Genomic DNA, 13,639 nt, shown 5'->3' on the forward strand with positions numbered 1-13,639 from the left:
ACATGGCCAAGCTCGAACTCCTCCCCGCCGTCGACGTCCGCGACGGCCAGGCCGTCCGCCTCGTGCACGGCGAGTCCGGCACGGAGACCTCGTACGGCTCCCCGCTGGAGGCCGCCCTCGCCTGGCAGCGGGCGGGCGCCGAGTGGCTGCACCTGGTCGACCTGGACGCCGCCTTCGGCACCGGCGACAACCGCGCGCTGATCGCCGAGGTCACCGGGGCGATGGACATCAAGGTGGAGCTGTCCGGCGGCATCCGCGACGACGACACCCTCGCCGCGGCCCTCGCCACCGGCTGCACCCGCGTGAACCTCGGCACGGCGGCCCTGGAGACCCCCGAGTGGGTCGCCAAGGTCATCGCCGAGCACGGCGACAAGATCGCGGTCGGTCTCGACGTCCGCGGCACGACGCTGCGCGGCCGCGGCTGGACCCGCGACGGCGGCGACCTCTACGAGACGCTGGAGCGCCTCAACAAGGAGGGCTGCGCGCGGTACGTCGTCACCGACATCGCCAAGGACGGCACGCTCCAGGGCCCGAACCTGGAGCTGCTGAGGAACGTCTGCGCGGCGACCGACCGCCCTGTCGTGGCCTCCGGCGGCGTGTCCTCGCTGGACGACCTGCGGGCGATCGCCGGGCTCGTGCCCCTCGGTGTCGAGGGCTCCATCGTCGGGAAGGCGCTGTACGCCAAGGCGTTCACCCTGGAAGAGGCCCTGGAGGCCACCTCTTGAAACTGGAGGCCACCTCTTGAAGAAGGACACAGTGTCATGACGTCCGATGCCGTGCGGCGGGTGCTGAGCGGGAGCCCCTGGGAGGAGTCCTTCGGTTTCGCACGCGCCGTCGCGGCGGGTGACCGGGTGCTGGTGGGAGGCACGACGTCCTTCAAGGGCGATGTGCTGTACGGCGAGGGCGACCCCTACGAACAGGCCAAGGTGGCCTTCACCAGCGCGATCGAGGCGATCGCCGAGTTCGGGCTCGGAGTCGGGTCCGTGATCCGCACCCGGATGTACCTGACGCATCCGCGGGACGTGGACGAGGTGGGCCGCGCCCACAAGGAACTCTTCGACACGGTGCGGCCGGTGTCCACCCTCCTCGTGGTGGAGGGCTTCGTGGACCCGCGCATCCTGGTCGAAGTCGAAGTAGAGGCATGCAGAGGAGCCGAGCAGTCATGACCCTGGCGGTCCGAGTCATCCCCTGCCTGGACGTGGACAACGGCCGGGTCGTCAAGGGCGTCAACTTCCAGAACCTGCGCGACGCGGGCGACCCCGTCGAGATGGCCAAGGTGTACGACGCCGAGGGCGCCGACGAGCTGACGTTCCTGGACATCACCGCGTCCCTGGGCAACCGGGAGACCACGTACGACGTGGTGCGCCGCACCGCCGAGCAGGTGTTCATCCCGCTGACGGTCGGCGGTGGCGTGCGCACCGCCGAGGACGTGGACCGGCTGCTGCGGGCGGGCGCCGACAAGGTGGGCGTCAACACGGCCGCCATCGCGCGGCCCGACGTGATCCGCGAGATCGCCGAGCGCTTCGGCCGCCAGGTGCTGGTCCTGTCGGTCGACGCCCGCCGCACCGCCTCGGGCTCCTTCGAGGTCACCACCCACGGCGGTCGCCAGGGCACCGGCATCGACGCCGTCGAGTGGGCGCACCGGGCCGCCGAGCTGGGCGCCGGCGAGATCCTGCTCAACTCGATGGACGCGGACGGCACCAAGGACGGCTACGACCTGGAGATGATCGCCGCGGTCCGCAAGCACGTCACCGTGCCGGTGATCGCCTCCGGCGGCGCGGGCAGGCTGGCCGACTTCCCGCCGGCCATCGGGGCGGGCGCGGACGCCGTCCTCGCGGCGTCGGTGTTCCACTTCGGCGATCTGCGGATCGGCGAGGTCAAGGAGACGCTGCGGACGGCGGGCCACCCCGTACGGTGAGCCCGGCCGCCGGTCCCGTCTCAGATGCCGAGCTGCCTGCTCTCCTCCAGCTTCGTGATCGCGTCCGCGTCGCCGTCGACGTCCACCTTGGCGGCGTTCTGCCGGCCGTAGAGGAACAGCAGCAGCTCCGACGGCTCACCCGTCACCGTGACGACCGGGGTGCCGCGGTGGGCGACCGTCGTCTGACCGTCGGGACGGCGCAGCACCAGGCCCGTGGGGACCGCGCGGCCCATCAGCCGGGCGGTGCGCTCCAGCCGGGACCACAGGGCGTCCTGGAAGACCGGGTCGAGCTCGCGGGACGTCCAGTCGGCCTGTGCGCGGCGGACGTCCTCGGCGTGGACGTAGAACTCGATGGTGTTCGACATCTCGTCGATCTGCTTGAGCTGGAAGGGTGAGAAGCGCGGCGGGCCGGAGCGGATGAGCTGGATCAGCTCCTCGTACGGCTTGTCCGTGTACTCCTCCATCACCTTCTCCAGGCGGGGCGCGAGCTGCTTGATCACCAGGCCGCCGGCGGCGTCCGGGCGGCGCTCGCGCACGACCACGTGCGCTGCCAGGTCCCGGGTCAGCCAGCCCTCGCACAGGGTGGTGGCGTCCGGACCGGCGGTCTCCAAGAGGTCGGCGAGGAGAAGCCGTTCACGCTTGGCAAAGGTCGACATGCAGTCAGCCTACGACCGCGTATCCGTACCGCCCAGTGGACGGCATCCGGGACTGTCGGTGCGGCGCGGCACAATGGCACCCATGACCAGTACGCCGCCCGCCCGTCACCTCGACCCCGAGATCGCCGCGCGCCTCAAGCGCAGCGCGGACGGGCTCCTGCCCGCCATCGCCCAGCAGTACGACACCGGTGAGGTGCTGATGCTGGGCTGGATGGACGACGAGGCCCTGCATCGCACGCTGACGACGGGCCGCTGCACGTACTGGTCGCGCAGCCGCGGGGAGTACTGGGTCAAGGGCGACACCTCCGGCCACTTCCAGTGGGTGAAGTCCGTCGCCCTCGACTGCGACGCCGACACCGTGCTCGTCCAGGTCGACCAGGTCGGCGCCGCCTGCCACACCGGCGCGCGCACCTGCTTCGACGCCGACGTGCTGCTCAAGGACGCCGACCACGGCGCGCCCGCCCGGGATCAGTAAGGTCAGCCGCCATGGACCTCGAGACCTTCCGCAAGCTTGCCTCCGACCGCCGCGTCATCCCCGTCACGCGCAAGCTCCTCGCCGACGGCGACACACCGGTCGGGCTCTACCGCAAGCTCGCCGCCGAGCGCCCCGGCACGTTCCTGCTGGAGTCCGCGGAGAACGGCCGCTCCTGGTCCCGCTACTCGTTCGTCGGCGTCCGCAGCGCCGCCACGCTCACCGAGCGGGACGGCCGGGTGCACTGGCTGGGCGAGCCCCCCGTGGGCGTCCCCGTCGACGGCGACCCGCTGGCCGCCCTGCGCGCCACCATCGAGGCCCTGCACACGCCTCACCAGGAGGGCCTGCCGCCCTTCACCGGCGGCATGGTCGGCTACCTCGGATACGACATCGTCCGCCGCCTGGAGAAGATCGGCCCCGGTGAGCGGGACGACCTGAAGCTGCCCGAGCTGACCATGCTGCTGACCAGCGACCTCGCGGTGATGGACCACTGGGAGGGCTCGGTGCTGCTGATCGCCAACGCGATCAATCACAACGACCTCGACACCGGCGTGGACGAGGCCTACGCCGACGCCGTGGTCCGCCTCGACGCCATGGAGGCCGATCTCACGCGCGCGGTGGCCCAGCCGCCGGCCGTGCTGCCGCCCTCCGAGCTGCCGGAGTACAGCGCGCTGTGGGGCGGGCCCGACTTCCACGCGGCCGTCGAGGACGTCAAGGAGCGCATCCGGGCCGGGGAGGCCTTCCAGGTCGTGCCGTCGCAGCGGTTCGAGACGCCGTGCACGGCGAGCGCGCTGGACGTCTACCGGGTGCTCAGGGCCACGAACCCCTCGCCCTACATGTACCTGCTCCGCCTCGAGGGCTTCGACGTGGTCGGCTCCTCGCCCGAGGCGCTGGTCAAGGTCGAGGACGGGCGGGCGCTGGTGCACCCCATCGCCGGCACCCGGCCGCGGGGCGCCACCCCGCAGGAGGACCAGACGCTCGCCGAGGAGCTGCTCGCCGACCCCAAGGAGCGCGCCGAGCACCTCATGCTGGTCGACCTCGGCCGCAACGACCTCGGCAGGGTCTGTGAACCCGGCTCGGTGGAGGTCGTCGACTTCATGTCCGTCGAGCGGTACTCGCACGTCATGCACATCGTCTCCACGGTCACGGGCCGGGTCTCGGCGGGCCGCACCGCCTTCGACGTGCTGACGGCCTGCTTCCCGGCGGGCACCCTCTCCGGCGCGCCCAAGCCGCGCGCGATGCAGATCATCGACGAACTGGAGCCGTCCCGGCGCGGGCTGTACGGCGGCTGCGTCGGCTATCTCGACTTCGCCGGCGACTCCGACACGGCCATCGCCATCCGCACGGCCTTGCTGCGCGACGGCACCGCGTACGTGCAGGCGGGCGCGGGCATCGTCGCGGACTCCGACCCGATCGCCGAGGACACGGAGTGCCGCAACAAGGCGGCGGCGGTCCTGCGCGCGGTCCACACGGCGAACCGGCTCGCACAATAGGGCGCTTCTCACGTGAACCCCGGGTGACGCTTCACGCTCCGGGCAGGCGATAGTGGAGTACGTGACTGCTGCTCCTCACCCCCGTACCGAAGCCCCCGGCATCGCGCGTGCCGGGCGCCGGAGTCTTGCCCTCGCCCTGACGAGCGGTGCGCTCGGCGCGACAGTGGCGCTGCTGGCCACCCGTCAGCAGTGGTCGCAGGGCACCGCGTCGGTGGCCGGTGGCGCCTTCCCGCTGACCGCCCGGGGCAGTGATGTGACCGGCGTCCCGGCGGCCCTCGCCATAGTGGGCCTCGCCGCGCTGGTCGCCGTCTTCGCCGTCCGCCGGGCCGGCCGCTTCCTGGTGGCCGGGCTGCTCGCGCTCTGCGGCGCCGGCACCGTCGCCGCCGCCCTGTACGGCGCCTCGGACAGCTCCGCGCTCGACGAGAAGGCCGCGCAGGCCTCCGGGGACACCTCCGCCACCGTCCAGGCCCTCACCCACACCGCGTGGCCGTACGCCGCGGCCGTGGGCGGCGCCCTCATCCTGCTGGCCGGGCTGCTCGCCCTGCGCTACGGCCGCCTGTGGCCCGCGATGTCCGGCCGCTACGAGCGCGGCGGCGCCCCCCGCCCGCGCCGCAGCGCCCCGGCCGTCGACCCCGACCGGCCCGAGGACCTCTGGAAGGCCCTCGACCGCGGCGAGGACCCGACCGGTACCGGCCCGGCGTAGCCTCCGGTCAGCCGTCCCGGTGTGGCGAAAGAGACGCACCCGGAATGAGCCCCCCGCGCCGCAAGGGGGTGCGCGTGCGGGACAATGAATGTCGAGCGTCAGGCTCACACACGCATACAGCAACGAGGAGCAAGCAATGGCGGACAGCAGCCACGGGCACGGTCACACCCCCGCCGCCTGGACCGGTGTCATGATCATCTTCATCGGTTTCTGCGTCGCGGGCGCCTTCATGGTGATGGCCAACCCGCTCGGCTTCTGGGGTGGCATGGCGATCATCGTCCTGGGCGGTGTCATCGGCGGAATCATGCGCGCGATGGGCCTCGGCGCGCCCAAGGCGCAGCCCCTCAAGATGGCCTCCGGCGCGACGCAGTCCGAGTCCGAGCGGACCGTGACCACGCGCGAGCCGGTCGCCGTCGAGAGCTGATCCTTCCCTTACGGCCTTCCTCCGCCGCGACCTCGTCGAGGGGCGGCCCGGCACTGCACGGGCCGCCCCTCGCGCACGTCCGCGTGAGGGCCGGGCACAATGCGGGGCATGAACGCTGACAGCCGCAGCACCCGCGCCGGACGGCTGGCCGCCCCCGCCGGCGTCCTCGTGGCCGTCGCCGCCGCCTTCGCCTACGTGGGCGCCGTGGACCCCGACGAACCCGGCCACTACCCCGTCTGCCCTCTGCTGCGCGTCACCGGCCTGTACTGCCCCGGCTGCGGCGGCCTGCGCAGCGCGCACGCCTTCGTGCACGGTGACCTACCCGCGGCGCTGCACGCGAACGCCGTGGCCGTCGCCGGCTACCTGCTCTTCGCCGCGCTGTGGACCGTATGGGTGGTCCGCGCGGCGCGCGGCCGTCCGCCGCGGCTCGATCCGCGGCCCGCGGTCATGTGGACCGTGGGCGCGTTGCTGCTGCTCTTCACGGTTGTCCGGAACCTGCCCTTCGGTGGCTGGCTCCACCCTTGATCAACTGGCGGATGTCCAGGTAGTGGGACCGCCGTCAACCGGATGCGAGGCCTACGCCCGGCTCCGGATACCATCGCAGTGACCACCGGTTTTCTTCTTCGGTGCCGCTTGAACAGTCAACCGTCTGGAAGGGGGCCACTCGCGTGAGTGTGCTCGACGAGATCATCGACGGAGTCCGTGCCGACCTCGCGGAGCGGCAGGCGCGCGTGAGCCTCGACGAGCTCAAGGAGCGCGCGGCGAAGGCCCCCGCGGCCAAGGACGGACTGGCCGCCCTGCGCGGCGACGGCGTCAAGGTCATCTGCGAGGTCAAGCGGTCCAGCCCCTCCAAGGGCGCGCTGGCCGCGATCGCCGACCCGGCCGGCCTCGCGGCGGACTACGAGGCGGGCGGCGCGGCCGTCATCTCCGTCCTCACCGAACAGCGCCGCTTCGGCGGCTCCCTCGCAGATCTGGAGGCGGTCCGCGCGCGCGTGGACATCCCCGTCCTGCGCAAGGACTTCGTCGTCACCTCGTACCAGCTGTGGGAGGCCCGGGCGTACGGCGCCGACCTCGTGCTGCTGATCGTCGCGGCCCTCGACCAGCCCGCCCTGGAGTCCCTGATCGAGCGGGCGGTGTCCATCGGGCTCACCCCGCTCGTCGAGGTGCACGACGAGGACGAGATCGACCGCGCGGTCGACGCGGGCGCCAAGCTCATCGGCGTCAACGCGCGCAACCTCAAGACGCTGGAGGTCGACCGCGGCACCTTCGAGCGGATCGCCCCGGAGATCCCGGAGGGCGTCGTCAAGATCGCCGAGTCCGGCATCCGCGGCCCGCACGACCTGATCGCCTACGCCAACGCGGGCGCGGACGCCGTGCTCGTCGGCGAGTCCCTCGTCACCGGCAAGGACCCGAAGACGGCGGTGTCCGACCTGGTGGCGGCGGGTGCCCACCCCGCGCTGCGGCACGGCCGGGGCTGATCCGCCGGTAGGCTTGGCCACGATGACGACCACGACGACCACCCCGGACCGGCACGCCCGCCTCGCGCGTGGCTGCCGCCCCCGAGGCTGCCGCGCCCCCGCCCGCCGGGTGCACGGCCGCCGGGTCCGCTACGTCATCGGTGACGAACCCGGCCAGGTGAACGGCCGTCGATGGCAGCGCCCCCTCGGGGGCGCGGGGAACTGCGTGACAAGCCGCAGCCGGCCGTCGGCCGCCTGAGAACACCCCGCTCCCACGGCGATTAGTGCACTCCACCGACTCACCGTGAGGTTTCCGCATGCCCAGCCAGTTCTTCATCCCCGACCCGGAGGGTCGAACCCCCAGCGCCGAGGGCTACTTCGGCGCGTTCGGCGGCAAGTTCATCCCGGAGGCCCTCGTCGCCGCCGTGGACGAGGTCGCCGTCGAGTACGACAAGGCCAAGGCCGATCCCGAGTTCGCCCGTGAGCTCGACGACCTGCTCGTCAACTACACCGGCCGGCCCTCGGCGCTCACCGAGGTCCCCCGCTTCGCCGCGGAAGCGGGCGGCGCCCGGGTCTTCCTCAAGCGCGAGGACCTGAACCACACCGGCTCCCACAAGATCAACAACGTGCTCGGCCAGGCCCTGCTCACCAGGCGGATGGGCAAGACCCGCGTCATCGCCGAGACCGGCGCCGGCCAGCACGGCGTGGCCACGGCCACCGCCTGCGCCCTCTTCGGCCTGGACTGCACGATCTACATGGGCGAGATCGACACCCGGCGCCAGGCCCTGAACGTGGCCCGCATGCGCATGCTCGGCGCCGAGGTCATCGCCGTGAAGTCCGGCAGCCGCACCCTGAAGGACGCCATCAACGAGGCGTTCCGCGACTGGGTCGCCAACGTCGACCACACCCACTACCTGTTCGGCACCGTGGCGGGCCCGCACCCCTTCCCCGCCATGGTCCGCGACTTCCACCGCGTGATCGGCGTCGAGACCCGCCGCCAGCTCCTGGAACGCGCCGGCCGGCTGCCCGACGCGGCCGTCGCCTGCGTCGGCGGCGGCTCCAACGCCATCGGCCTGTTCCACGCCTTCATCCCGGACGCCGGCGTACGCCTCGTCGGCTGCGAGCCCGCAGGGCACGGCGTGGAGACCGGCGAGCACGCGGCCACCCTGACCGCGGGCGAGCCCGGCATCCTGCACGGTTCGCGGTCGTACGTCCTCCAGGACGACGAGGGCCAGATCACCGAGCCGTACTCGATCTCCGCCGGGCTCGACTACCCCGGTATCGGCCCCGAGCACTCCTACCTCAAGGACATCGGCCGCGGCGAGTACCGCGCGATCACCGACGACGCCGCGATGCAGGCCCTGCGGCTGCTCTCGCAGACCGAGGGGATCATCCCGGCCATCGAGAGCGCCCACGCGCTCGCCGGTGCCCTGGAGGTCGGCAGGGAGCTGGGCAAGGACGGGCTGATCGTGGTCAACCTCTCCGGCCGCGGCGACAAGGACATGGACACCGCCGCCCGCTACTTCGGGCTGTACGACACCGACGCCGAGGTCGCCGAGGACGCCTCCGGCACCGCCGAGATCGAGGGGGACGCCAAGTGAGCGGGAACATCCAGCTGCTGAGCGACACCCTCGCCGCGGCCAGGTCCGAGGGGCGGTCCGCCCTGATCGCCTACCTCCCGGCCGGGTTCCCGACCGTGGACGGCGGCATCGCGGCGATCAAGGCCGTTCTCGACGGCGGCGCCGACGTCGTGGAGGTGGGGCTGCCGCACAGCGACCCCGTGCTCGACGGCCCGGTCATCCAGACCGCCGACGACATCGCCCTGCGCGGCGGTGTGCGGATCGCGGACGTCATGCGCACCGTCCGCGAGACGCACCGGGCCACCGGCAAGCCGGTCCTCGTCATGACCTACTGGAACCCCGTCGACCGCTACGGCGTCGAGCGCTTCACCGCCGAACTGGCCGAGGCGGGCGGCGCCGGGTGCATCCTGCCCGACCTGCCGGTGCAGGAGTCGGCGCTGTGGCGCGAGCACGCCGAGAAGCACGGCCTGGCGACGGTCTTCGTGGTCGCGCCGAGCAGCCGGGACGAGCGGCTCGCGCAGATCACCGCGGCGGGCAGCGGCTTCGTGTACGCCGCCTCGCTGATGGGCGTCACGGGCACCCGCGAGACGGTCGGCGCGCAGGCCCAGGACCTGGTGCGGCGGACCCGGGACACGGGCACGTCCCTGCCGGTGTGCGTCGGGCTCGGCGTCTCCGACGCGAGGCAGGCCGCCGAGGTGGCCGGCTTCGCCGACGGGGTGATCGTCGGCTCGGCCTTCGTCAAGCGGATGCTGGACGCGCCGGACGACGCGGCCGGCGTCGAGGCGGTCCGCGCGCTCGCGGCCGACCTGGCGAAGGGCGTGCGCGGCCAGGCGTAGCCGGCCCGGATGCATACGGCTGCAAAGCGGCAAGTCATACGGGTCCCTCGTACGGGTGGACCTGGGGCCGGGGAGGCGCGGTGCGCCTCCCCGGTTCGTTCTGCGGGGTGTGAGCGAGAAGAACCGTGACGGAAAGCGCACCGCCCGGGAGCGGCTGGCGGTCGAGCGTGACAAGCAGAGGGCCGCGGACAAGCGCAGGCGGGCGCTGATCGTCAGCGCAGCGGTCGTCGGCGTCCTGGGCCTGGCCGCGGTGATCGGCGTGGTCGCCGCGAACGCCGGCAAGGACACCGGCGACAGCGCGGGCCCGGTCGTGGCCCCCTCGGGGGCGAACGGCGAGGACAACCTGGCCATCCCGGTCGGCAAGGGCGACGCCAGGTCGACGCTCACCGTCTGGGAGGACTTCCGCTGCCCGGCCTGCCAGTCCTTCGAGCAGACCTACCGCTCGACGATCCACGAGCTGACGGACGCCGGCCAGCTGAGGGTGGACTACCGCCTGGCCACGATCATCGACGGCAACATGGGCGGCACCGGCTCCCGCAACGCGGCCAACGCCGCGGCCTGCGCCCAGGACGCCGGTCACTTCACGGCGTACCACGACGTGCTCTACGACAACCAGCCCCCCGAGACGGACGACGCCTTCGCGGACAACGCGAAGCTGATCGAGCTGGCCGGGAAGGTCAAGGGCCTGGACACGCCCGCGTTCCGCAAGTGCGTCGAGGACGGCCGGCACAACAGCTGGGTCGACAAGTCCAGCGCGGCCTTCGGCAAGGGCGGCTTCAGCGGCACGCCGACCGTGCTGCTCAACGGCAAGAACATCTACCAGGACCAGACGATGACGCCCGCGAAGCTGAAGCAGCAGGTGCAGGAGGCCGCGCGCGGCTGAGGCACGCGGCCACCGGGCCTGTTATGGAGCCGTAGCCGGGCTGCTCGACATCGGGCCTGCCCGGCACGGTAGCGTCGACCCTGCCATGGAACTTGCCTACATTCCCAGCCCGTCGCGCGGAGTGCTGTACATCGGCCCGATCCCGCTGCGCGGCTACGCGTTCTGCATCATCCTCGGCGTCTTCGTGGCCGTGTGGTACGGCAACAAGCGTTGGATCGCCCGTGGTGGGCGCACCGGCACTGTGGCCGACATCGCGGTCTGGGCGGTGCCGTTCGGCCTGGTCGGCGGCCGCCTTTACCACGTGATCACGGACTACGAGCTGTACTTCAGCGAGGGCCGTGACTGGGTGGACGCCCTCAAGATCTGGGAGGGCGGCCTCGGCATCTGGGGCGCGATCGCGCTGGGCGCGGTCGGCGCGTGGATCGGCTGCCGCCGGCGGGGCATCCCGCTGCCCGCGTACGCCGACGCCGTCGCCCCCGGTATCGCACTGGCGCAGGGCATCGGGCGCTGGGGCAACTGGTTCAACCAGGAGCTGTACGGGCGGGAGACCGACCTCCCCTGGGCGCTGCACATCACGTCCACGGCGGACGGCCGGGTGCCGGGGTACTACCACCCGACGTTCCTGTACGAGTCCCTGTGGTGCATCGGTGTCGCGGTGCTGGTGATCTGGGCCGACCGGCGGTTCAAGCTCGGCCACGGCCGGGCGTTCGCGCTGTATGTCGCCACCTACTGCGCGGGCCGGTTCTGGATCGAGTACATGCGGGTCGACGACGCCCACCACATCCTCGGGCTGCGGCTGAACAACTGGACCGCGCTGCTGGTGTTCGTGCTGGCCGTGGTCTACATCGTGATCTCCGCGAGGAAGCGGCCGGGCCGTGAGGCCGTGGTCGAGCCGGATCCCGCCGCCTCCGGCGACGAGGCCGAGGGCGCCGACAGGACCGACGACGCCGACAAGACCGACGACGCCGACGAGTCCGGCGATGCCGAGAGGGCCGACGGTGACAGCGCGTCCGGGGAGGCCGAGTCCGAGGAAGCCAAGTCCGAAGCGGTGGAGGACGAGGCGGGCGAGGACGAGGCGGTCGGGGACGAGGCCGGGACGGCGACGAAGAAGAGCTGACGGTCTGTCGTACGCGGACGAGGGCGCCCGGAATTCTTCCGGGCGCCCTCGTCGTGTTCCTGCGCGTCAGTCGCGGTGGGCCAGCGCCAGGGTCCTGGTCGCCTCGCCGACCACCGCCGCGTCGATGAACGTGCCGTCCGGGAGGGCCTGCGCGGAGCTGTTGACGGCCGCCGCCTTGAGGATGGTCTCGGCCTTCTCGATCTCCTCCGGGGTGGGGAGGTAGGCCCGTTCGATGATCGGGAGCTGGCGGGGGTGGATGGCGGCCCGGCCCAGGAAGCCCAGGGCCCGGCCGTGGGCGCAGGTCGCCGCCAGCCCGTCCAGGTCACGGACGTCGGGGTGCACCGACTGGGGTGGCGGGGCGAGGGCCGCCGCCCGCGCCGCGTTGACGATGCGGGAGCGGGGCCAGTCGAGGCCGCTGTCGCACCGCACGCCGAGGTCGGCCCGCAGGTCGGCCTCGCCCAGGGAGATGCCTCGCAGCGCGGGGTGGGCGCAGGCGATGGCGTAGGCGTGCTCGATGGCGAGGGCGGATTCCAGCAGCGCGTACAGGGGTGGCCGGCTGCCGTCGGCGCCCGTCCGGTCCGCCGTCAGGGTGATGTGGCGGGGGGACGCCACCTTCGGCAGGCGCAGGCCCGAGACGCCGGGGAGGGCGGCGAGCGACTTCAGGTCCTTGTCGGCCCACGGGGTGTGCAGGGCGTTGACGCGGACGTGCACCGGCGTGGGGTGACGGGTCTCGGAGAGGAGTTCCGCGGTGGCGGCGCGGGCGTAGTCCTTGCGCTCGGGCGCGACGGCGTCCTCCAGGTCGACCACGACGACGTCGGCGCCCGCGGCGAGAGCCTTGTGGACCACGTCGGGGCGGTCGCCGGGGGCGTACAGCCAGGTCAGGGGGGTGGTCACAGGGCGCCCTCCGCGCGGAGGGCGATCAGTTCCTCGGCGGTAAGACCCAGTTCGGTGAGTACCTCGTCGGTGTCCGCGCCGTGCGGGCGGCCCGCCCAGCGGATGGAGCCGGGCGTGGCGGAGAGGCGGAAGAGGACGTTCTGCATGCGGAGAGGGCCCAGGTCGGGGTCGTCGACGGTGGTGACGGTGTCCAGGGCCGCGTACTGCGGGTCGGTCATCACGTCGCGGATGTCCTGGATCGGGGCCACCGCCGCCTCGGCCTTCTCGAAGGCCGCGAGGACCTCGTCGCGGGGGCGTTCGGCGATCCAGCCGCCGACCGCCTCGTCGAGGACGTCGGCGTGCCGGGCGCGGTCGGCGCCCGTGGCGAACCACGGCTCGTCGATCAGCTCGGGACGGCCGACCAGGCGCATCACGCGTTCGGCGATGGACTGGGCCGAGGTCGAGACGGCGACCCAGCTGCCGTCGGCCGTGCGGTAGGTGTTGCGCGGGGCGTTGTTCTGGGAGCGGTTGCCGGTCCGGGGCTGGACGTGGCCGAGCTGGTCGAACCAGAGGGGGTGCGGGCCGAGGACCGTGAGGATCGGCTCGATGATCGCCATGTCGACGACCTGTCCCTCGCCGCTGCGGTCGCGGGCGGCGAGGGCGGCCATCACTCCGTACGCCGTGGCCAGGCCGGCGATGGAGTCGGCGAGGCCGAACGGCGGGAGCGTCGGGGGCGCGTCGGGTTCGCCGGTGATCGCGGCGAAGCCGCTCATCGCCTCGGCGAGGGTGCCGAAGCCCGGGCGGTGCGCGTAGGGCCCGAACTGGCCGAAGGCGGTGACGCGGGTGAGGATCAGGCGGGGGTTGACGGCGGACAGCTCCGGCCAGCCGAGGTCCCACTTCTCCAGGGTGCCCGGGCGGAAGTTCTCGATGACGACGTCCGCGTCGGCGGCCAGACGGCGCAGGGTGGCCTGGCCGCCGGTCTTGGAGAGGTCGAGGGTGATGGTGCGCTTGTTGCGGCCGAGGTGTTTCCACCACAGGCCGATGCCGTCCTTGGCGGGGCCGTGGCCCCGGGAGGGATCCGGTTTCCTGGGGTGCTCGATCTTGATGACCTCCGCGCCGAAGTCGCCGAGGAGGGTGGCGGCGAGCGGGCCGGCGAAGAGGGTGGCCATGTCGAGGACGCGGAGGCCGCCGAGGGGCGGGGTGGGCGTGGTCATGTCGTGCACTCGG

General features: G+C 72.6%; 17 protein-coding genes. 14 read left to right on the forward strand and 3 right to left on the reverse strand.

What is annotated here, in order from left to right:
* Nucleotides 1-2: 2 nt before the first annotated feature.
* Genes priA through hisF form a run of 3 tightly spaced genes read left to right on the forward strand, consistent with a single transcriptional unit; the run spans nt 3 to nt 1,918 of the window.
* Nucleotides 3-725, forward strand: coding sequence for a bifunctional 1-(5-phosphoribosyl)-5-((5-phosphoribosylamino)methylideneamino)imidazole-4-carboxamide isomerase/phosphoribosylanthranilate isomerase PriA (gene priA, locus ACFV6X_RS11525; protein WP_385381060.1), 723 nt, complete (start codon nt 3-5; stop codon nt 723-725).
* A 36-nt stretch (nt 726-761) separates the two neighbouring features.
* Nucleotides 762-1,166, forward strand: coding sequence for a RidA family protein (locus ACFV6X_RS11530; protein ID WP_385381062.1), 405 nt, complete (start codon nt 762-764; stop codon nt 1,164-1,166).
* Nucleotides 1,163-1,918: an imidazole glycerol phosphate synthase subunit HisF gene (hisF, locus tag ACFV6X_RS11535; protein WP_385381065.1), complete on the forward strand. Its 756-nt coding sequence runs from the start codon at nt 1,163-1,165 to the stop codon at nt 1,916-1,918. The genes ACFV6X_RS11530 and hisF overlap by 4 nt, the downstream gene beginning before the upstream one ends.
* Before the next feature lie 20 nt (nt 1,919-1,938).
* Here the strand turns inward: hisF and ACFV6X_RS11540 are convergent, their stop codons facing one another.
* Nucleotides 1,939-2,574, reverse strand: coding sequence for a TIGR03085 family metal-binding protein (locus ACFV6X_RS11540; RefSeq protein WP_385381068.1), 636 nt, complete (start codon nt 2,572-2,574; stop codon nt 1,939-1,941).
* An 82-nt stretch (nt 2,575-2,656) separates the two neighbouring features.
* On the opposite strand from ACFV6X_RS11540, the gene hisI reads away from it, so the two are divergent.
* From hisI to lgt, 11 genes are all read left to right on the forward strand, one after another.
* A complete protein-coding gene (gene hisI / locus ACFV6X_RS11545; RefSeq protein WP_385381071.1) occupies nt 2,657-3,049 on the forward strand; it encodes a phosphoribosyl-AMP cyclohydrolase in 393 nt (130 codons plus the stop codon).
* 11 nt (nt 3,050-3,060) lie between these two features.
* Nucleotides 3,061-4,539, forward strand: coding sequence for an anthranilate synthase component I (locus ACFV6X_RS11550; protein ID WP_385381074.1), 1,479 nt, complete (start codon nt 3,061-3,063; stop codon nt 4,537-4,539).
* Between the two features lie 52 nt (nt 4,540-4,591).
* Complete coding sequence (locus tag ACFV6X_RS11555) at nt 4,592-5,242, forward strand: TIGR02234 family membrane protein (protein ID WP_385381077.1); 651 nt, start codon at nt 4,592-4,594, stop codon at nt 5,240-5,242.
* Nucleotides 5,243-5,378: 136 nt separating this feature from the next.
* Nucleotides 5,379-5,666, forward strand: a complete 288-nt coding sequence (locus ACFV6X_RS11560) for an HGxxPAAW family protein (RefSeq protein WP_385381080.1) — start codon at nt 5,379-5,381, stop codon at nt 5,664-5,666.
* Nucleotides 5,667-5,774: 108 nt separating this feature from the next.
* Nucleotides 5,775-6,191 (forward strand): DUF2752 domain-containing protein, encoded by a 417-nt coding sequence (locus tag ACFV6X_RS11565; RefSeq protein WP_385381083.1) that lies wholly within the window; start codon nt 5,775-5,777, stop codon nt 6,189-6,191.
* Nucleotides 6,192-6,334: 143 nt separating this feature from the next.
* Entirely contained in the window at nt 6,335-7,144 is an 810-nt protein-coding gene (gene trpC, locus ACFV6X_RS11570) for an indole-3-glycerol phosphate synthase TrpC (protein ID WP_385381086.1), read from the forward strand.
* A 22-nt stretch (nt 7,145-7,166) separates the two neighbouring features.
* Entirely contained in the window at nt 7,167-7,382 is a 216-nt protein-coding gene (gene trpM, locus ACFV6X_RS11575; protein WP_365455167.1) for a tryptophan biosynthesis modulator TrpM, read from the forward strand.
* Between the two features lie 58 nt (nt 7,383-7,440).
* On the forward strand, nt 7,441-8,724 hold the full coding sequence (gene trpB / locus ACFV6X_RS11580) for a tryptophan synthase subunit beta (protein WP_385381088.1): 1,284 nt from the start codon (nt 7,441-7,443) through the stop codon (nt 8,722-8,724).
* Nucleotides 8,721-9,539 (forward strand): tryptophan synthase subunit alpha, encoded by an 819-nt coding sequence (gene trpA / locus ACFV6X_RS11585; protein ID WP_385381091.1) that lies wholly within the window; start codon nt 8,721-8,723, stop codon nt 9,537-9,539. Before trpB ends, trpA begins: the two co-directional genes overlap by 4 nt.
* A 109-nt stretch (nt 9,540-9,648) precedes the next feature.
* Complete coding sequence (locus tag ACFV6X_RS11590; protein WP_385381094.1) at nt 9,649-10,422, forward strand: DsbA family protein; 774 nt, start codon at nt 9,649-9,651, stop codon at nt 10,420-10,422.
* Nucleotides 10,423-10,507: 85 nt separating this feature from the next.
* Nucleotides 10,508-11,539, forward strand: a complete 1,032-nt coding sequence (gene lgt / locus ACFV6X_RS11595; protein WP_385381097.1) for a prolipoprotein diacylglyceryl transferase — start codon at nt 10,508-10,510, stop codon at nt 11,537-11,539.
* A 66-nt stretch (nt 11,540-11,605) separates the two neighbouring features.
* On the opposite strand, the gene ACFV6X_RS11600 is transcribed toward lgt, so the two are convergent.
* Nucleotides 11,606-12,433, reverse strand: coding sequence for an HpcH/HpaI aldolase/citrate lyase family protein (locus ACFV6X_RS11600; protein WP_385381099.1), 828 nt, complete (start codon nt 12,431-12,433; stop codon nt 11,606-11,608).
* Nucleotides 12,430-13,626: a CaiB/BaiF CoA transferase family protein gene (locus ACFV6X_RS11605; RefSeq protein ID WP_385381101.1), complete on the reverse strand. Its 1,197-nt coding sequence runs from the start codon at nt 13,624-13,626 to the stop codon at nt 12,430-12,432. The genes ACFV6X_RS11600 and ACFV6X_RS11605 overlap by 4 nt, the downstream gene beginning before the upstream one ends.
* Nucleotides 13,627-13,639 lie beyond the last annotated feature (13 nt).

This window comes from Streptomyces sp. NPDC059861 (genome assembly GCF_042731435.1).
Classification (GTDB): Bacteria; Actinomycetota; Actinomycetes; order Streptomycetales; family Streptomycetaceae; genus Streptomyces.